Source organism: Streptomyces coelicoflavus (genome assembly GCF_045041415.1).
Classification (GTDB): Bacteria; Actinomycetota; Actinomycetes; order Streptomycetales; family Streptomycetaceae; genus Streptomyces; species Streptomyces coelicoflavus.
The window spans coordinates 3586605-3605013 of the sequence record NZ_CP108218.1 but is presented as its reverse complement, the minus strand read 5'-3'; the positions used below and the strand labels follow the sequence as shown (position 1 = coordinate 3605013).

The 18409-nt window shown below is 72.5% G+C and carries 13 protein-coding genes; 7 read left to right on the top strand and 6 right to left on the bottom strand.

Annotation, left to right across the window (positions count from 1 at the left end; all coding sequences use genetic code 11):
• Window positions 1-140: 140 nt before the first annotated feature.
• Window positions 141-1904 carry a lysine--tRNA ligase gene (lysS, locus tag OHA99_RS15975; RefSeq protein ID WP_153178548.1) on the top strand — a complete coding sequence of 588 codons (1764 nt, stop codon included), beginning with the start codon at window positions 141-143 and terminating at the stop codon, window positions 1902-1904.
• Window positions 1905-1975: 71 nt separating this feature from the next.
• Here the strand turns inward: lysS and OHA99_RS15970 are convergent, their stop codons facing one another.
• The 3 genes from OHA99_RS15970 to OHA99_RS15960 all read right to left on the bottom strand — a co-directional run bounded on the left by OHA99_RS15970 (window position 1976) and on the right by OHA99_RS15960 (window position 5285).
• Window positions 1976-3295: a DUF2637 domain-containing protein gene (locus OHA99_RS15970; protein WP_153178547.1), complete on the bottom strand. Its 1320-nt coding sequence runs from the start codon at window positions 3293-3295 to the stop codon at window positions 1976-1978.
• Between the two features lie 88 nt (window positions 3296-3383).
• Window positions 3384-4286, bottom strand: coding sequence for a DUF3558 family protein (locus tag OHA99_RS15965; protein WP_194279967.1), 903 nt, complete (start codon window positions 4284-4286; stop codon window positions 3384-3386).
• Between the two features lie 117 nt (window positions 4287-4403).
• Window positions 4404-5285, bottom strand: coding sequence for a DUF3558 domain-containing protein (locus OHA99_RS15960; RefSeq protein ID WP_405696274.1), 882 nt, complete (start codon window positions 5283-5285; stop codon window positions 4404-4406).
• 216 nt (window positions 5286-5501) lie between these two features.
• On the opposite strand from OHA99_RS15960, the gene OHA99_RS15955 reads away from it, so the two are divergent.
• Window positions 5502-6695 carry an RtcB family protein gene (locus OHA99_RS15955; protein ID WP_366473050.1) on the top strand — a complete coding sequence of 398 codons (1194 nt, stop codon included), beginning with the start codon at window positions 5502-5504 and terminating at the stop codon, window positions 6693-6695.
• A 21-nt stretch (window positions 6696-6716) separates the two neighbouring features.
• On the opposite strand, the gene OHA99_RS15950 is transcribed toward OHA99_RS15955, so the two are convergent.
• The 3 genes from OHA99_RS15950 to OHA99_RS15940 all read right to left on the bottom strand — a co-directional run bounded on the left by OHA99_RS15950 (window position 6717) and on the right by OHA99_RS15940 (window position 8821).
• Complete coding sequence (locus OHA99_RS15950) at window positions 6717-7523, bottom strand: SAM-dependent methyltransferase (RefSeq protein WP_007387502.1); 807 nt, start codon at window positions 7521-7523, stop codon at window positions 6717-6719.
• 102 nt (window positions 7524-7625) lie between these two features.
• On the bottom strand, window positions 7626-8405 hold the full coding sequence (locus OHA99_RS15945; protein ID WP_153178544.1) for an SDR family NAD(P)-dependent oxidoreductase: 780 nt from the start codon (window positions 8403-8405) through the stop codon (window positions 7626-7628).
• Window positions 8406-8482: 77 nt separating this feature from the next.
• A complete protein-coding gene (locus OHA99_RS15940; protein ID WP_153178543.1) occupies window positions 8483-8821 on the bottom strand; it encodes a YnfA family protein in 339 nt (112 codons plus the stop codon).
• Window positions 8822-8959: 138 nt separating this feature from the next.
• Here OHA99_RS15940 and OHA99_RS15935 point away from each other — a divergent pair, with 138 nt between their 5' ends.
• From OHA99_RS15935 to OHA99_RS15915, 5 genes are all read left to right on the top strand, one after another.
• Window positions 8960-10078 carry an LLM class flavin-dependent oxidoreductase gene (locus tag OHA99_RS15935; RefSeq protein WP_153178542.1) on the top strand — a complete coding sequence of 373 codons (1119 nt, stop codon included), beginning with the start codon at window positions 8960-8962 and terminating at the stop codon, window positions 10076-10078.
• Window positions 10075-10725 carry an FMN reductase gene (locus OHA99_RS15930; RefSeq protein WP_366473051.1) on the top strand — a complete coding sequence of 217 codons (651 nt, stop codon included), beginning with the start codon at window positions 10075-10077 and terminating at the stop codon, window positions 10723-10725. Before OHA99_RS15935 ends, OHA99_RS15930 begins: the two co-directional genes overlap by 4 nt.
• A 197-nt stretch (window positions 10726-10922) precedes the next feature.
• Window positions 10923-11054: a hypothetical protein gene (locus OHA99_RS15925; protein WP_275407740.1), complete on the top strand. Its 132-nt coding sequence runs from the start codon at window positions 10923-10925 to the stop codon at window positions 11052-11054.
• A gap of 164 nt (window positions 11055-11218) precedes the next feature.
• A complete protein-coding gene (locus tag OHA99_RS15920; protein WP_153178540.1) occupies window positions 11219-13252 on the top strand; it encodes an SPFH domain-containing protein in 2034 nt (677 codons plus the stop codon).
• Between the two features lie 100 nt (window positions 13253-13352).
• A complete protein-coding gene (locus OHA99_RS15915; protein WP_405696269.1) occupies window positions 13353-18395 on the top strand; it encodes a DNA repair ATPase in 5043 nt (1680 codons plus the stop codon).
• The last annotated feature ends 14 nt before the right edge of the window (window positions 18396-18409 follow it).

The following is an 18409-nucleotide window of genomic DNA, read 5'->3' as shown; positions in this document are numbered from 1 at the left end:
TTCTGCTCGGGTTCGTGGAAGTAGTACGGAAACCGAGTATCCCATGCGGTGAAAAGCGGTTTTCGCGGATGCGGGGCGGGCTGGGAGAATGGACCGGTCAGCCGTGCGACCGTACCGGCTGCCCGAGCAGAAAGAAGGACGTGCCGATCGTGGCTCAGAGCACAGAGACCACCGACTGGGTCTCCCGTTTCGCGGACGAGGTCATCGCCGAGTCGGAGCGTCGTGCCCCGGGCGCGAAAACATCGGCCGCCACCGCTCCGGATGTGGTCGTCGCGTCCGGGCTGTCGCCCTCCGGCCCGATCCACCTGGGCAACCTCCGCGAGGTCATGACCCCCCACCTCGTCGCCGACGAGGTCCGCCGTCGCGGCCACCGGGTCCGGCACCTGATCTCCTGGGACGACTACGACCGGTACCGCAAGGTGCCGGCGGGTGTCCCCGGCGTCGACGAGTCCTGGGCCGAGCACATCGGCAAGCCCCTGACCTCCGTCCCGGCCCCGAAGGGCTCCCCGCACCCGAACTGGGCGGAGCACTTCAAGGCCGCGATGACCGTCTCGCTCGCCGAGATGGGCGTCGAGTTCGACGGCATCAGCCAGACCGCGCAGTACACCTCCGGCGTCTACCGCGAGCAGATCCTGCACGCCATGAGGCACCGGCGGGACATCGACGCGATCCTCGACCAGTACCGGACGAAGAAGGCGCCCGCGAAGAAGTCGCAGAAGCCCGTCGACGAGGCCGAGCTGGAGGCCGCCGAGGGCTCCGGCGCCGCCGCCGAGGACGACGGCAGCTCCGGCTCCGCCGGGTACTTCCCGTACAAGCCGTACTGCGGCAACTGCGAGAAGGACCTGACGACGGTCACCGCGTACGACGACGACTCGACCGAGCTGACCTACGCCTGCACCGCCTGCGGCTTCTCCGAGACCGTGCGGCTGAGCGAGTTCAACCGCGGCAAGCTGGTCTGGAAGGTCGACTGGCCGATGCGCTGGGCCTACGAGGGCGTCGTCTTCGAGCCCAGCGGCGTCGACCACTCCTCGCCCGGGTCGTCGTTCCAGGTCGGCGGGCAGATCGTCGGGATCTTCGGCGGCAAGCAGCCGATCGGCCCGATGTACGCCTTCGTCGGCATCAGCGGCATGGCCAAGATGTCCTCCTCCAAGGGCGGCGTGCCCACCCCGGCCGACGCGCTCCGGATCATGGAGCCGCAGCTGCTGCGCTGGCTCTACGCCCGCCGCCGCCCCAACCAGTCCTTCAAGATCGCCTTCGACCAGGAGATCCAGCGGCTGTACGACGAGTGGGACCGCCTCGACGCCAAGGTCGCCGACGGTTCGGCCCTCCCCGCCGACGCGGCCGCCCACGCGCGCGCCGTCGGCACGGCCGCCGGTGAGCTGCCGCGCACGCCCAGGCCGCTGCCGTACCGCACGCTGGCCTCCGTGGCCGACATCACCGCCGGGCACGAGGACCAGGCGCTGCGCATCCTCGGCGAGCTGGACCCGGCGGACCCGATCGCGTCGCTGGACGAGGCCCGGCCGCGCTACGACAAGGCCGAGGCGTGGATCAACACCCACGTCCCCGCCGACCAGCGCACCATCGTCCGCCAGGAGCCCGACGCCGAGCTGCTGAGGTCCCTCGACGAGCCGAGCCGCCAGTCGCTGCGGCTGCTGCTCGACGGGCTGGCCGACCACTGGTCCCTGGACGGGCTCACCCACCACGTCTACGGCGTCCCCAAGGTCCAGGCGGGCTTCCCCGCCGACGCCACACCCAAGGAGCTGCCGCCGGAGATCAAGACCGCCCAGCGGACGTTCTTCGCGCTGCTGTACCACCTGCTCGTCGGCCGCGACACCGGCCCGCGCCTGCCCACACTGCTGCTCGCGGTGGGACAGGACCGGGTGCGGGCCCTGCTCGGGGAGTAGGCGGCACGCGAAGGGGGCGCCCGGTGTTCGCCGGGCGCCCCCTTCGTCGTTGATTCCGTCGTTGACGGCCCCTACGCGATGTGCTCCTCCTGGAGCTCCCGCATGTGGCGCTCGCTGAACGCCTTCACCATGCGATCGGCCTCACGCGCGGCCAGCGGCACCCCGAAGGTCGCCTCCACGTCGCCCCGGAACTGGGCGACCGTCGGGTAGCTGCCGTCGATCGACTTCCGGAACACCGTGTAGTAGTCCTCCTCCGTCGGGGCCGGCTCGTCCGTGCCGCCGCCCTCGCCCAGCTCGCGGGTGCGGCCCGGGGCGACCGGGATCGGGAAGCTGCCCGTCTCCTCCGGCGAGGGCTCCTGGAGCGGGGGCTCCTCCTCGTACTGGTCCCGGTACTGGTCGGCCTGCTGCTGCTCCTCGTACCACTGGGCGTACTGCTCGGCCGGGTCGTAGGTGGGGTCGTAACTGCCCTGGTAGGCGACCTGGCGGGTGTTGAACCAGGGGCTCTGCTCGGGGCCGTCCGGGGCGGGCTGCTCCTCGACGGGCCGCTCTTCGACGGGCCGCTGTCCGGCCTGCTGCTGCCGGGCTTCGAGCTCCGGGCGCTGCTCGGCGGGAGGTGCCCCGGCGCCCACCTGCGCCGCCGCTCCGGCGGCACGACCGTCCGCGACCCGGTCCGCTTCGGGCGCCGGCGGCAGCAGGGCCGGTTCGATGCCCGCCGCCGCCAGGCCCGACGGGGCGGTCTGCGCCAGCGGGACGCCGTAGCGGGCCAGCCGCAGCGGCATCAGGGACTCGACGGGCGCCTTGCGCCGCCAGGAGCGGCCGAAGCGGGACCGCAGCCGGGCCTGGTAGACCAGCCGCTCCTGCTCCAGCTTGATCACCTGCTCGTAGGAGCGCAGCTCCCACAGCTTCATACGGCGCCACAGCAGGAACGTCGGCACCGGCGAGAGCAGCCAGCGGGTGAGGCGGACGCCCTCCATGTGCTTGTCGGCGGTGATGTCGGCGATCCGGCCGATCGCGTGCCGGGCGGCCTCCACCGACACCACGAACAGGATCGGGATCACGCCGTGCATGCCCACGCCCAGCGGGTCGGGCCAGGCCGCCGCGCCGTTGAACGCGATCGTGGCCGCCGTCAGCAGCCACGCCGTCTGCCGCAGCAGCGGGAACGGGATGCGGATCCAGGTCAGCAGCAGATCCAGTGCCAGCAGCACGCAGATGCCCGCGTCGATGCCGATCGGGAAGACGTAGCTGAAGTTCCCGAAGCCCTTCTGCAGGGCCAGCTCCCGCACCGCCGCATAGGAACCCGCGAAGCCGATCCCGGCGATGATGACGGCGCCGAAGACGACCAGGCCGATGAGAACGCGATGCGTCCGTGTCAGCTGAAGTGGCGCGGCCACCCGTACTCCCCTCCCAGTGCCTGTTGTTGCGCGCAACAGAGTGGCACATGTGTACGGGGAACGGGTGGCCGGTAGGCCTAAGAGACCGTCAGCCCGACTTCGCGGGCGACGCCGAGGCCGACTGGGACGCCGCGTCGGAGGGGGTCTTCGAAGCCGACGGCGAACCGCTCGACTTGCCGCTCGACTTGTCGTTCGGCGTGCCTCCCGGCTTGTCGGAGCCGGTGCCGCCGTTGGCCTTCGTCACCGCGGCCACCGCCTCCTTGGCCGCCTTCTGCGCGTCCTTCACCAGGTCGTCGGCGTCCGGGGTCTTGTCGCCCGCCAGGCCCGCGCCGTTGTAGTCGACGGTGACGACGACGTTCTCGACCCGCGCCACGACCGTCTGCTGCTTGAAGGTGCCTTCCTTCTTCTTCAGGTCGTAGCGCACCACCGACGCCTCGTCGCCCGTGCCGCTCACCGGGGCCGTCTTGACGCTCTTCGCGCCCTCGACGCCCTGCGCGTCCTTGAGCTGCTTCTGGTAGTAGTCACGCGCCAGCTTGTCGCCCTCGCCGCGCGCCACGTCCGACTCGAAGCGCAGCATCGACACGCTCAGCCAGCGGAACTGAGAGCCCTTCACGCCGTTGTCGTCGAGGCTGTCCCAGGAGCAACTGGCGCGCAGCGCCGTGTCGTTGGACGAACCCTCCTTGCCGGAGTCGCCCTTCGGCACCAGGTCGTCCAGCGTCTTCTTCGTCACCACCGCGCAGGCCTCGGGAAGCTTGCGGAACGCCGCCGCCTGCACCGTCGGGGACGGGCTCGCGGACTTGGACGCGGCGGACTCCTCCGCGGCCTTGTCCTTGCCGTCGTCCGAGCCGGAGTCCGAGGAGCAGCCGGCCGCCACCAGCATCACGGGTACGGCGGCCGCGCCGACAAGGACGCGGGTGAGTCGCTTCGCTCGCTTCGCTTGCGGGTCTCGCTGGTCACGCTGGGCTCGTAGCTGCATGGTTCCTTCACTCATGGCACTCGTGGTTCCTGCGTTCGGAACGGGTCCGAGGGGCCACGGTACGCGGTGAAGAAATCGTGCGGTCCCGGTTCCGGTCCCCCGCGCGGGGGCGCGGAGAGGCCCGGGGCGGGCTCAGCCGCTCAGCGAATCCGCCAGCTGGGAGGCCAGTTTCCGCGCCTTGTCCTGCATTTCCTCGCTGTCCGGCACGACTCCGAGCGTCGCCGACTGCTCCGCGTACTCGATGGTCACCATGACGTTCGACGTGCGGAACGCCACAGTCACGGTGCGTCGCGTCGCCGTCGGGCCGGAGTTGCCGGGCTCGTCGTCCACGAACGCCTCGTCGCCCAGGTCGTCCAGGAGCCGGGGCTGGACCTCGGCGGGCGTCTCGTCGGGGGACGCGCCGGTCGAGGACGAGGCGGAGGCCGAGGAGGAGGGCGTGCCGCCCGCGCCGGTGGGCGGCTCCCCGGACGGTCCGGCGTCCGTGGATGCACCGGCCCCGGCGGACAGGGAAGAGCTCCCGGACGGGGAGTCCGAGGCGGCGGACCCGGAGCCCGAGACGACCGGCTCGGGCAGGTCGGCCGCCTCCACCTGCTGCGCGAACAGCCGCTCGGCCTCGCTGTCGTCGCTCACGGCGCCGTCGTACGACACCACCCGCTCGAAGTCGACGAAGAGGTGGTCGGTGGCCTCGGCGGACTCCACCTTCCAGCGGCAGCCCACCTTGCGGTCGGTGTCGTACGCGAGCGTCGGCTCACCCGCGTACGCCTTCTCGCGCTGCTCCTCGTCGGTGATCTCCTCGATGCCGGGCAGGAGCGCGTCGAGCGTCTTGTCGCCGACCACGCCGCACGGCTCCGGAAGGGTGCGGTACTTGCCGGGCTCGACCGTCTCGGTGGCCACGCCGGGCTGCCCGGGGTTCGAGTCGTCCGCCGTCGCACCGCCCTCCGAGCCGCCGGTGCAGCCGGCCAGCAACGCCGCCAGGAGGGCGGCGACGCCGGGTACGTAGGCCTTCCGCTGCACGGTGCGGCTCCTCTCGCCGGGGTGGCTTGTGGTTCGGGAGGGTACGGGACTCCAGTGTCCCCGCCGGTTATTCGCTTGCCGCACGGGGGCGCTCCCTGGAGACAATGTGTATCGCACGCGCTGCCGTGAACGCCGGTCGATCGTCCTTTTGGCCGACCTTGGCGCCGGTTCTGCGCTTCGATACTTCTGTATGTTTTCCGGGGGAATGAGGGCGATATGTCGTACGTGGAAATAGCGGGCGCGAAGGTGCCGATCCGGATGTGGACCGACCCGGCGACGGTCGAGGAGGGCGCGCTCCAGCAGCTGCGCAACGTCGCGACCCTGCCGTGGATCAAGGGCCTCGCGGTCATGCCGGACGTCCACTACGGCAAGGGGGCGACGGTCGGCTCCGTGATCGCGATGCGCGGCGCGGTGTGTCCGGCGGCGGTGGGCGTCGACATCGGCTGCGGCATGTCGGCGGTGAAGACGTCCCTGACGGCGAACGACCTCCCGGGCGACCTGTCCCGGCTGCGCTCGAAGATCGAGCAGGCGATTCCGGTGGGGCGGGGGATGCACGACAGTCCCGTGGAGCCGGGGCGCTTCCACGGGCTGGCCACGGCCGGGTGGGACGACTTCTGGGGGCGGTTCGACGGGGTGGCCGAAGCGGTCAAACTCCGTCACGAGCGCGCCGGAAAGCAGATGGGAACGCTCGGAGGCGGAAACCATTTTGTGGAGTTGTGCACGGATACGACCGGTTCCGTGTGGCTGATGCTGCACTCCGGTTCCCGCAACATCGGCAAGGAACTGGCCGAGCACCACATCGGCGTCGCCCAGAAGCTCCCGCACAACCAGGGCCTGATCGACCGCGACCTCGCCGTCTTCGTCGCGGACACCCCGCAGATGGCGGCGTACCGCAACGACCTGTTCTGGGCGCAGGAGTACGCGAAGTACAACCGCACGCTGATGATGGCGCTCTTCAAGGACGTGGTCCGCAAGGAGTTCAAGAAGGCCAAGCCGGTCTTCGAGCCGGAGATCAGCGCGCACCACAACTACGTGGCGGAGGAGCGCTACGAGGGGATGGACCTGCTCGTCACCCGCAAGGGCGCCATCCGCGCCGGTTCTGGCGAGTACGGCATCATCCCCGGCTCCATGGGCACCGGTTCGTACATCGTGAAGGGCCTCGGCAACGCCAAGTCCTTCAACTCCGCGTCCCACGGCGCCGGCCGGCGGATGAGCCGGAACGCCGCCAAGCGCCGCTTCTCCACGAAGGACCTGGAGGAGCAGACGCGGGGCGTGGAGTGCCGCAAGGACTCCGGCGTCGTGGACGAGATCCCGGGCGCCTACAAGCCGATTGAGCAGGTCATCGACCAGCAGCGCGACCTCGTGGAGGTCGTGGCGAAGCTGAAGCAGGTGGTGTGCGTGAAGGGCTGACCGACGGGGCCGGACTCCGGGCTAGGGCTTGCGTCCGACGGCCCCGTAGGAGTCGACGTGCTGGGCGGGGGCGCCGGGTTCCGGGCGCCACTGGGTGCACGGGGCGACGCCGGGGGCGACGAGGTCGAGGCCCTCGAAGAAGGACGCGATCGCCTCGGGGGTGCGCAGGCGGTACTGGACCGGGGTGCGGTCGTTGTGCTCCTGCTGGGCGGAGCGCAACTCCTCGTTGGTGTCGGTGCCGTCGCAGACCAGGAGGTGGCTGCCGGAGGGGAGCGGGGCGAGCAGGCGGCGGACCAGGTCGCGGGCCTCGCCGTCGTCGAGGACGTGGCCGAGGATGCCGCTGAGGATGAGTGCGACCGGCTGCTCGAAGTCGAGGGTCCGGCGGGCGGCCTCCATGATGGCCTCGGGCTCGTGCAGGTCCGCGTGGAGATAGTCGGTGGCACCCTCGGGGGCGCCGACCAGGAGGGCACGGGCGTGGGCCAGGACCAGCGGATCGTTGTCGACGTAGACGATGCGGCACTCCGGCGCCACCCGCTGGGCGAGCTCGTGGGTGTTGTTCTCGGTGGGCAGGCCGGTACCGACGTCCACGAACTGCCGTATCCCCGCCTCCGCCGCGAGGTGGGTGACACCACGGCCCAGGAACGCCCGGAAGGCGCGGGCGTTCTCGGCGATCTGGGGGAAGGCCGCCTGGAACTGTTCGGCGGCCTCCTGATCGGCCACGTAGTTGTCCTTGCCGCCCAGCCAGTAGTTCCACATCCGCGCCGAGTGCGGTACCGAGGTGTTGATCTCCGGCGTGGGCGGGACCGGACCCGAGGAGGGCATCATCATGTTGTTCGACTCCTGTCCCACGCGAAACAGTGCTGGAACCGGCATGATACGCACGGGAGTTGACCTTCGTACTGCTTCACTCCCGGGAGCCACGCACCCGCGTCAGCCCTCCCGGTGCACCTTCGTGTTCGACGCCTGGGCGCGGGGGCGGACGACCAGGAGGTCGATGTTGACGTGGGCGGGGCGGGTGACCGCCCAGGTGATGGTGTCGGCGACGTCGTCGGCGGTGAGGGGGGCGGCGACGCCCTGGTAGACCTTGGCTGCCCTGTCCTGGTCGCCGGCGAAGCGGGTCAGGGCGAACTCGTCGGTCTTGACCATGCCCGGCGCGACTTCGACGACGCGGACCGGGCGGCCGACGATCTCCAGGCGCAGGGTCTCGGCGAGGACGTGCTCGCCGTGCTTGGCGGCGACGTAGCCCGCGCCGCCCTCGTAGGTGGACAGGCCCGCGGTGGAGGAGACGACCACGACCGTGCCGTCGCCGCTCGCCTCCAGCTTGGGCAGCAGGGCCTGGGTGAGGTTGAGGGTGCCGATGACGTTCGTCTCGTACATGCGGCGCCAGTCGTCCGGGTCGCCGGTGGCCACCGGGTCGGCGCCGAGCGCGCCGCCCGCGTTGTTGACCAGGACGCCGATGGTCTTGAACGCGGTCGCGAACTCGTCGACCGCCTCGCGGTCGGTGACGTCCAGGGGATACGCCGTCGCCTTGTGGCCGGCCGCCTCGATCTCCTCGGCCAGTGCCTCGATGCGGTCCTTGCGGCGGGCGGTGAGGACCACGCGGTAGCCGGCCGCGGCCAGCTGCCGGGCCGTGGCGGCGCCGATGCCGCTGCTCGCGCCCGTGACGACGGCGATGCGGGAGGCGGCGGACGGTGCGGCTGCGGTGGCCATGGGCTGCTCCTGGTGCGTGCGGAGGGCGGTGCGACGGTCGCCGTCCAGGGTAGTCAGCGCCGTGGCCGGCCCCGTGGTCAGCCGCCGTTGCGCGGGGCCCACATGATCACGGCCATTCCGGCGAGGCAGACCAGCGCCCCCGCGATGTCCCAGCGGTCGGGGCGGTAGCCGTCGGCGACCATGCCCCACAGGATCGAGCCGGCCACGAAGATCCCGCCGTACGCGGCGAGGATGCGGCCGAAGTGGGCGTCGGGCTGGAAGGTGGCGACGAAGCCGTAGGCGCCGAGGGCCAGGACCCCGCCCGCGGCCCACAGCCAGCCGCGCTGCTCGCGCACCCCCTGCCAGACCAGCCAGGCGCCGCCGATCTCGAACAGGGCGGCGACGACGAAGAGGGCGGCGGAGCGGAGGACGAGCATGCGGGCAGCTTCGCACGCCGCGGGCACACGGCAGTCGCCCCGGGGACTCGCCGGGCGGCGGACCTGCGGAATAACGGCCGGGGGTGCTCCGTTCCACGGGTATAGTTGAAGCGTCAACAACCTGGAGGTTGAGCGATCATGCAGTTCGGCATCTTCACCGTCGGCGACGTCACGCCCGACCCGACCACGGGCCGTACGCCGACCGAGCGTGAGCGCATCAAGGCCATGGTCGCCATCGCGCTCAAGGCCGAGGAGGTCGGGCTCGACGTCTTCGCCACCGGCGAGCACCACAACCCGCCCTTCGTGCCCTCGTCGCCGACGACCATGCTCGGCTACGTCGCGGCCCGCACCGAGCGGCTGGTGCTGTCCACCTCCACCACCCTGATCACCACGAACGACCCGGTGAAGATCGCCGAGGACTTCGCGATGCTCCAGCACCTGGCCGACGGCCGGATGGACCTGATGATGGGGCGCGGCAACACCGGCCCGGTCTACCCCTGGTTCGGCAAGGACATCCGCGAGGGCATCAACCTCGCCGTGGAGAACTACAACCTGCTGCACCGCCTGTGGCGCGAGGACGTGGTGAACTGGGAGGGCAAGTTCCGCACGCCGCTCCAGGGCTTCACGTCCACCCCGCGTCCGCTGGACGGCGTCGCGCCCTTCGTGTGGCACGGGTCGATCCGCTCGCCGGAGATCGCCGAGCAGGCGGCCTACTACGGCGACGGCTTCTTCCACAACAACATCTTCTGGCCCGCCGACCACACCAAGCGGATGATCGAGCTGTACCGGGCCCGCTACGCCCACTACGGGCACGGCACGCCCGAGCAGGCGATCGTCGGCCTCGGCGGCCAGGTGTTCATGCGGAGGAACAGCCAGGACGCGGTCCGCGAGTTCCGGCCGTACTTCGACGAGGCGCCGGTCTACGGGCACGGGCCGTCGCTGGAGGACTTCACCGCGCAGACGCCGCTCACCGTCGGCTCGCCGCAGCAGGTGATCGAGAAGACGCTCGCCTTCCGCGACTACGCCGGTGACTACCAGCGCCAGCTGTTCCTGATGGACCACGCCGGGCTGCCCCTGAAGACCGTCCTGGAGCAGCTCGACCTGCTCGGCGAGGAGGTCGTCCCGGTGCTGCGCAAGGAGTTCGCCAAGGACCGTCCGGCGAACGTGCCGGACGCGCCGACCCACGCGTCCCTGCTGGCCTCCCGCAAGGGCGCCCCGGCCCAGGGGGCCGAGGAAGAGGAAGGAGCGCGCGCATGAAGCTCGTCATCGTCTCCGCGGGGCTGAGCGTCCCGTCGTCCACCCGGCTGCTCGGCGACCGGCTGGCCGCGGTCGCCGCCCCGGCCGCCACCGCGCCCGAGCCCGCCCCGGCCGACGTCACGGTGATCGAGCTGCGCGACCTCGCCGTGGAGATCGCGCACACCTTCACCAACGGGTTCCCGGCACCGGCGCTCGCGGACGCGTTCGCCGAGGTCGCGGCGGCCGACGGGCTGATCGTCGTCACGCCGGTGTTCTCGGCGTCGTACAGCGGGCTGTTCAAGTCGTTCTTCGACGCGCTGAGCGTCACCGACGAGGACGCCCTCACCGGGAAGCCGGTGCTGATCGCGGCGACCGGCGGCACCGGCCGGCACTCCCTGGTGCTCGACCACGCGCTGCGGCCGCTCTTCGCCCACCTGAAGGCGGTCGTCGTCCCCACCGGGGTGTACGCCGCCTCCGAGGACTGGGGCGCGGAGGGGCTCGACGCCCGGATCGGGCGCGCCGGGACCGAACTGGCCGCGCTCATGGCGGGGCTGTCGGGGCCCGCCACGGTCCGCCGGCCGCCCCGGCGGGACACCTTCGAGGAGGTCACGCCCTTCGAGCAGCGGCTCGCCGCGCTGAGCGTTCCGGGGCCGAGCCCGGCCCCCTGAGCACGGAACCGCCGCACCGCAGCACCGCCGTATCCGCCGCACCGCCCCCTGAGCCGCCGACCGGGTTCCCCCCAACCCGTCGGCGGCTCACCGGCATTCAAGCCCCCGTGAACGCTTCCGGAAACCGGCAATGCGCATAGGTGGCACGCTCACGCATCATGGAGCGCAACGGGGAGCACTGCGGAAGGGGGCGGACGATGACGACGACGGTGACGACGAACAGTCCCTACGTCCGTCCGCTCCACCCGCTGCACCGCCTTCGACCCGACGAACCCGGCGCCGCCTCCCGCGGCACCGGTGCCGCGGCACCGCACCGCCGCGCCGTCTGACATCAGGCTCTTCGCCCCCTGCCGGGGCCCGGTGCAGGCGCGTCGAAGGACTGCCGCCGCCCGGAACCGCGCCCGTCCACACGGGCGTCACCACACCAACAGTCGCAGCGGCCGGCCGCGCCCGGCCGCCGTGACAGCCGTCTCTTGCCGTAAGGACGTGTCCCATGGAAGTCATCGGTGTCCTCGCCGTCGTCGGCGTGCTCCTGGTCGTCATCGTGTTGTTCGGCGTCTCGCGGCTCTTCCGCAAGGTCGAGCAGGGCAAGGCGCTGATCGTCTCCAAGATGCGCAAGGTGGACGTGACCTTCACGGGTCAGGTGGTGCTGCCGGTGCTGCACAAGGCCGAGGTGATGGACATCTCGGTGAAGACGATCGAGATCACCCGGGCCGGCAAGGAAGGGCTGATCTGCCGGGACAACATCCGGGCGGACATCCGCATCACGTTCTTCGTCAAGGTCAACAAGACCATCGAGGACGTCGTCAAGGTCGCCCAGGCGGTCGGCACCGCCCGCGCCAGCGACCGGGACACGCTGCAGGAGCTGTTCCACGCGAAGTTCTCCGAGGCGCTGAAGACCGTCGGCAAGCAGATGGACTTCACCGACCTCTACACCAAGCGCGAGGAGCTGCGGTACCGGATCATCGAGGTCATCGGCGTCGACCTCAGCGGGTACCACCTCGAGGACGCGGCGATCGACTTCCTGGAGCAGACGCCGCTGACCCAGCTGGACCCGGCGAACGTCCTCGACGCCCAGGGCATCCGGAAGATCACCGAGCTGACGGCCGTGGAGCACGTGCGCACCAACGAGGCGCGGCGCACGGAGGAGAAGGAGATCACCCGGCAGAACGTCGACGCGCGCGAGGCCGTACTGGAGCTGGAGCGCCGGCAGGCGGACGCCGAGATCAAGCAGAAGCGCGAGATCGACACCACCCGGGCCCGCGAGGAGGCCGAGACGGCGCGGGTGGTGGAGGAGGAGCGGCTGCGCGCGCAGACGGCCTTCCTGCGCACCGAGGAGCAGCTCGGCGTGCAGCGCGAGAACCAGGCCCGTGAGGTCGCGGTCGCCGCGAAGAACCGCGAGCGGGTCATCGCCGTCGAGAACGAGCGCATCGAGAAGGACCGCATGCTCGAGGCCATCGGCCGCGAGCGGGAGACCGAACTGACCAGGATCGCCGCCGAGAAGGAGGTCGAGGCCGAGAAGCGGGACATCGCCGAGGTCATCCGCGAGCGGGTCGCCGTGGACCGTACGGTCGCCGAGCAGGAGGAGTCCATCAAGAAGCTGCGCGCCGTGGAGGAGGCGGAGCGGGACCGGCAGACCGTGATCATCGCCGCCGAGGCCCAGGCGCAGGAGCGGCTGGTCAAGGACATCAAGGCCGCCGAGGCCGCGGAGGCGGCGGCCGCCCACCGCGCCGCCGAGGAACTCACCATGGCCGAGGCCCGGTTGAAGAGCGCCGACCTGGACGCGCAGGCCAAGCTGCGGATGGCCGAGGGCATCCAGGCCGAGGCGGCCGCGGCGGGCCTCGCGGCGGTCCAGGTCCGCGACAAGGAGGCCGAGGTCATCGAGAAGGCCGGCCGCGCGGAGGCCGAGGCGACCGAGGCCCGGATGCGTGCCGAGGCCGAGGGCGCGCGGGCCAAGGCGCTCGCCGAGGCCGAGGCCATCGGCGGCAAGCTGAAGGCGGAGGCCGCCGGACTCACCGAGAAGGCCGCGGCGATGGCCGCCCTGGACGACGCCTCGCGCGGCCACGAGGAGTACCGGCTGCGCCTGGAGGCGGAGAAGGACATCCGGCTGGCCGGGCTCGACGTGCAGCGGCAGGTCGCCGAGGCCCAGGCCACGGTGCTCGCCACCGGCCTGGAGAACGCCGACATCGACATCGTCGGCGGAGACACGGTCTTCTTCGACCGTCTGATGTCCTCGGTCGCGCTCGGCAAGGGCGTCGACGGGTTCGTCAAGCACTCCGAGACGGCGCAGGCCCTCGCCGGGCCCTGGCTGGACGGCTCGTCGAACTTCACCGACGACCTGACCCGGGTGCTGGGCTCGTTCTCCACGGGCGACGTGCAGAACCTGACGGTGTCCGCGCTGCTGATGAAGCTGATGAAGTCGGGCGGCACGGACGCGGGGCAGGTGCAGCGCCTCCTGGACCGCGCCGGTGAACTGGGCCTCGCCGACACGCCGCTCACCGCGCTGAACGGCAAGACCAGGGTCTGACCGGCCACCACGACCGGCCACCACAGACCGGGTGCCGAGGCCGCCGTACGGGGGTCGGCGGCTTCGGCACCCCTCGCTTCCTGGAAGGGACCAACCGCTCATGGCCACCGCTCCGGAGACGGCTACGACGGACACGACGGACACGACGGACACGACGGACGCGACGGGCGCGACGGGCGGGTCGGAAACCACGGCCACGACGGCCGCGGCTGCCACCACGCGGGTGGACGCCGGCGCCTACGAGGTGCTGCGCGACCGCCTCGCCGCGCAGAGTGCCGACCTCGCCCACCGCGCCGGACTCCTCAACGCCCGCCGTGTCGAGGAGTTCGGGTCGGCCCGGCTCGAACTGGCCTCCACGGAGCGGCTGCGCACGGAGTACCCGGTCGTGCCCCGCGACATCGCCGTCGTCGGCGACGCCCTGCTGCTCGGCTCCACCGGCCGCCCCGGCCACCGCGACCGGACCGACGTGGCCGACGTCTTCACCCTGTACGACCGCGACCTGAACCCGCTGCCCGAGTCGGCCGTGCCCGGACTGCTCGACGACCCGGCCTTCGTGCGGGAGTTCGCCGACCTGCACCGCTACTACCGGCAGGCCCGGCTGCTGCGGCTGCGCTCCGTCGACGGCAGGCTGCTGGCCGTCTTCCGCACCGGCGAGAAGGCCGACGACATCCGCGTCCTGCGCTGGGAGCTGACCGAGGACGGGCGGGCCGCCTTCCTGGACGCGCGGGGCGAACGCGACGACGTGTTCCCCGCGCCGTACGACTTCGAGTGGACCGAGGCCACCCGCGAGGACCACGTCCTGGGCCGCCACCCGCACGTGTCCGTGCGCGGCGCGTTCCACGTCAGCGCGGTCGGCGGCACCCTCACCGTCAAACTGGAGGACGACACCGAGACCGCCGAGGGCATCCACTCCGAGCCCGTCGACGAGCCCCTCCAGTCCCTGGCCGACGCCGACATCGCGCACGCCCGGGTCGGCGCCCTGATCCTGCTGCGCGTACGGCCCTACAAGGAGGACACCGACCGCCACCTGGTGTTCAACACCCTCACCAAGTCGGTGGTCCGCCTGGACGGCATCGGGCTCGCCTGCCGCCGCCTCCCCGACGACCAGGGCATCGTCTTCCCCGGCGGCTACTGCCTGGCCACGGGCGCCCACAAGACGTACGAACTCGACGCGGCCGGACTGGAGTTCGAGCGGGAGGTGCGGTCGCCCAACGGCGAGGACTTGCTGTACGCCTTCCACGCGCGCGGTGCGAGTCGGCGCCTGCTGCTGTCGTACAACACCATCCGCAAGGAGGTCGCGAACCCGCTGCCCTGCCGGGGCTGGGCCCTGGCGGAGGACGGCACCTTCACCGTGCTGCGCGCGGACGGCGACGAACCCGCCCAGGTGCACCCCGTGCAGCTGTGGCACTCGCCGTACGTCTCCGACACCCACGCCGCCGCCGCGCCCGCCGGGAGCGGACCGCTGGCCCGCGTGGGCAACGCCGACCTCGTGCGCGGCATCTCCGCCTGCCTGTCCGTCGCCGGGGCCGTCGGCGAGGGCATCACCACCGCCGAGGGCTACCGGGCGCTCGCCGAGTCCTGCGTGCGCGCCGCCGACGGCCACCACTGGCTCGACGAGGAGGAACTGGGCGACCTGGCGGGCGCGCTGGCCGCCGTACGGGAGACGGCCGAGCAGGTGCTGGCCGAGTTCGAGACCGTACGGGACCTGACCCGGCGGGCGGCCGACGCCCGCGACGAGGCCGCCGAGCGGATCGCCGCGGTGGTGCGGCGGCTGCGCGGCGAGGCGCCCAAGGAGGCCGCCGCCTGGGTGCGCGGGCTGACCGAACTGCGGCACGCCCACGGGCACCTGCTGAACGTCAAGGAGATGCGGTACGCCGACGTCCCCGGCATCGACGCCCTCGCCGGGGAGGCCGAGGCGTCCCTCGCCGAGCTGGGGCGGCGGGCCGTGGCCTTCCTCGCCCGCGAGGACGCCTTCGACGCCCAGCGCGCGGACGTCGAAGCCCTCGTCGCCGACGCGGAGGCCATCACCACCGTCGCCGAGGCCGGGCCCGTCGCGGCCCGGCTCGACGAACTCGCCGACGGGCTGCGCACGGTCACCGACGTCGTCGCCGAACTCGACATGGGCGACGCCACCGTCCGCACCGCCCTGCTGGAGCGCGTCGCCGGTGTCCTGGGCGGCGTCAACCGCGCCCGCGCCACCCTCGACGCCCGCCGCCGCGCCCTCGCCGACCGCGAGGGCCGCGCCGAGTTCACCGCCGAGACGGCCCTGCTCGGCCAGGCCGTCACCGCCGCGCTCGCCGCCGCCGACACCCCCGAGCACTGCGACGACCAGCTCGCGCGGCTGCTGGCCCGCCTGGAGGACCTGGAGTCCCGCTTCGCGGAGTTCGACGGCTTCCTGACCGAACTCGCCGACAAGCGCACCGAGATCTACGACGCGCTCGCCGCCCGCAAGCAGTCCCTCTCCGACACCCGCGCCCGCCGCGCCGAACAGCTCGCCGCGTCCGCCGCCCGCATCCTGGAGACGATCACCCGGCGGTGCGCGACCCTCGCCGACGCCGACGCGGTCAGCACGTACTTCGCCTCCGACCCGATGCCGGCCAAGGTCCGCCGCACCGCCGACGAACTGCGCGCCCTCGGCGACAGCGTCCGCGCGGAGGAACTGGACGGGCGCCTCAAGTCGGCCCGCCAGGAGGCCGCCCGCGCCCTGCGCGACCGCACCGACCTGTACGCCGACGACGGCCGCACCCTGCGCCTGGGCGCCCACCGCTTCGCCGTCAACACCCAGCCCCTGGACCTCACCCTGGTCCCCGACGGCGACGGCCTCGCCTTCGCCCTCACCGGCACCGACTACCGCTCACCGGTCACCGACCCGGACTTCGCGGCCACCCGCGCCCACTGGGAGCGCACCCTCCCCTCGGAGTCCCCCGGCGTCTACCGCGCCGAGCACCTCGCCGCCCGCCTGCTGCGGCAGCACGGCGCCCCCACCCTCGCCGAGGCCGACGACCTGCCCGCCCTCGTCCGCGAGGCCGCGCGGGAGGCGTACGACGAGGGCTACGAGCGGGGCGTGCACGACCACGACGCGACGGTCGTCCTGACGGCGCTGCTGCCCCTGTACGAGCGGGCCGGGACCCTCGTCCACGAGCCGGCCGCCCGTGCCGCCGCCCAGCTCTTCTGGGCCCACGGCACCACACCGGAGGCCCGCGGGACGTGGACCCGGCGCGCCCGCTCCCTGGCCCGCGCCCGGGACACCTTCGGCCTCTCGGGCGCGATCGGCGACCTGGAGGAGGAACTGGCGGGCGCCGTCGCCGCGTGGCCGGAGACGGGGACGGGGCCGGAGACCGGTGGGGACACCGCCCGCGAGACCGGTGGGGACACCGCCCGCGCCGCCGCCTCCTACCTCTTCCACGAACTGACCACCGCCCCCGACGGCTTCGTCCTCGGTGCGGGCACGCGCACGCTCCTGGAGAAGTTCCGCCGCACGGTGGGCACCCCGGCCTACGACGAGGACCTGGCCGCGCTCGGCGACCTGGCCGCCCGCGGGCAGCTCGCCGAGGCGTGGATCACGTCGTACGCCGCCGCCACCGGCACCGACCTCACCCCCGGCGACCTGGCCGAGGCGGTCGCCGCCGAGCTCTGCCCCGACCTGCCCCGCTACGACGGCGACACCCCGCCCACGGCCACCGCGGAGGGCCTGCTGGGCACCCACCCGCGCGTCACGGGCGGCCGGCTGCCGCTGCGCCTCGACGAGTTCCTCGCCCGCACCGCGCGCTTCGCGGCCGAGGACGTCCCCGCGTTCCGCGCCTACCAGCGCCGCCGCACCGCCCTGGTGGGCGCCGAACGCGAGCGCCTGCGCCTGGACGACCACCGCCCGCGCGTCATGTCCGCCTTCGTCCGCAACCGGCTCGTGGACGAGGTCTACCTCCCGCTCGTCGGGGACAGCCTGGCCAAGCAGCTCGGCACCACCGGCGACGGCAAGCGCACCGACACCGGCGGGCTCCTGCTGCTGCTCTCCCCGCCCGGCTACGGCAAGACCACCCTGGTCGAGTACGTCGCCGAGCGCCTCGGCCTGATGCTGGTGAAGATCAGCGGCCCCGCGCTCGGCCACTCCGTCACCTCGCTCGACCCGGCCGACGCCCCGAACGCCACCGCGCGCCAGGAGATCGAGAAGATCAACTTCGCACTGGCGTCCGGGAACAACACGCTGCTGTACCTGGACGACATCCAGCACACGTCCCCGGAGCTGCTCCAGAAGTTCATCCCGCTGTGCGACGCCACCCGCCGCGTGGACGGCGTGCGGGACGGCGCCCCCCGCACCTACGACCTGCGCGGCAAGCGCTTCGCCGTCTGCATGGCCGGCAACCCCTACACCGAGTCCGGCGCCCGCTTCCAGGTCCCCGACATGCTCGCCAACCGGGCCGACGTCTGGAACCTGGGCGACGTCCTGACCGGCAAGGAGGAGGCCTTCGCGCTGAGCTTCCTGGAGAACGCGCTCACCGCGAACCCGGTCCTTGCCCCGCTCGCCGGCCGCGACCGGGCCGACCTGGAGCTCCTCGTCCGCCTCGCCGCCGGGGACCCCACCGCCCGCGCCGACCGGCTCACCCACGCCTACCCGCCGGCCGAGCTGGAGCGCGTCCTGTCCGTCCTGCGCCACCTGGTGGCCGCCCGCGAGACGGTCCTGGCCGTCAACGCCGCCTACATCGCCTCCGCCGCCCAGTCGGACGACTCCCGTACGGAGCCCGCGTTCCGGCTCCAGGGCTCCTACCGCAACATGAACAAGATCGCCCAGCGCATCCGCCCCGTCATGAACGACGCCGAGCGCGCCGCCGTCCTCGACGACCACTACACGGCGGAGGCGCAGACCCTCACCCACGGGGCGGAGGCCAACCTCCTCAAGCTCGCCGAGCTGCGCGGCACGCTCACCCCGGAGGAGGCCGCCCGCTGGGCCGAGGTGCGCACCGCCCACGTCCGCGCCCGCACCCTCGGCGGCCCCGACGACGACCCCCTGGTGCGTGCCGTCGCCGCCCTGGGCCTCCTCGCGGACCGGGTCGCCGCCGTCGAGTCCGCCATCACCCGCGCCGCCGACCCCCGCCACCTCCTGGCCAACCCGCACGCCCGGCACGCCGCCGACGGAACGGAGCGGTGAGGCGTCGGGGGGCC

Bases quoted from the DNA above. Each gene is read 5' to 3' on its own strand.
- OHA99_RS15935 (WP_153178542.1), top strand. From the start codon at position 8,960: ATGCAGTTCGGCATCTTCACCGTCGGCGACGTCACGCCCGACCCGACC.
- OHA99_RS15955 (WP_366473050.1), top strand. From the start codon at position 5,502: ATGTCGTACGTGGAAATAGCGGGCGCGAAGGTGCCGATCCGGATGTGG.
- OHA99_RS15920 (WP_153178540.1), top strand. From the start codon at position 11,219: ATGGAAGTCATCGGTGTCCTCGCCGTCGTCGGCGTGCTCCTGGTCGTC.
- OHA99_RS15915 (WP_405696269.1), top strand. From the start codon at position 13,353: ATGGCCACCGCTCCGGAGACGGCTACGACGGACACGACGGACACGACG.
- OHA99_RS15925 (WP_275407740.1), top strand. From the start codon at position 10,923: ATGACGACGACGGTGACGACGAACAGTCCCTACGTCCGTCCGCTCCAC.
- OHA99_RS15930 (WP_366473051.1), top strand. From the start codon at position 10,075: ATGAAGCTCGTCATCGTCTCCGCGGGGCTGAGCGTCCCGTCGTCCACC.
- OHA99_RS15950 (WP_007387502.1), bottom strand. From the start codon at position 7,523: ATGATGATGCCCTCCTCGGGTCCGGTCCCGCCCACGCCGGAGATCAAC.
- OHA99_RS15940 (WP_153178543.1), bottom strand. From the start codon at position 8,821: ATGCTCGTCCTCCGCTCCGCCGCCCTCTTCGTCGTCGCCGCCCTGTTC.
- OHA99_RS15945 (WP_153178544.1), bottom strand. From the start codon at position 8,405: ATGGCCACCGCAGCCGCACCGTCCGCCGCCTCCCGCATCGCCGTCGTC.
- OHA99_RS15965 (WP_194279967.1), bottom strand. From the start codon at position 4,286: ATGAGTGAAGGAACCATGCAGCTACGAGCCCAGCGTGACCAGCGAGAC.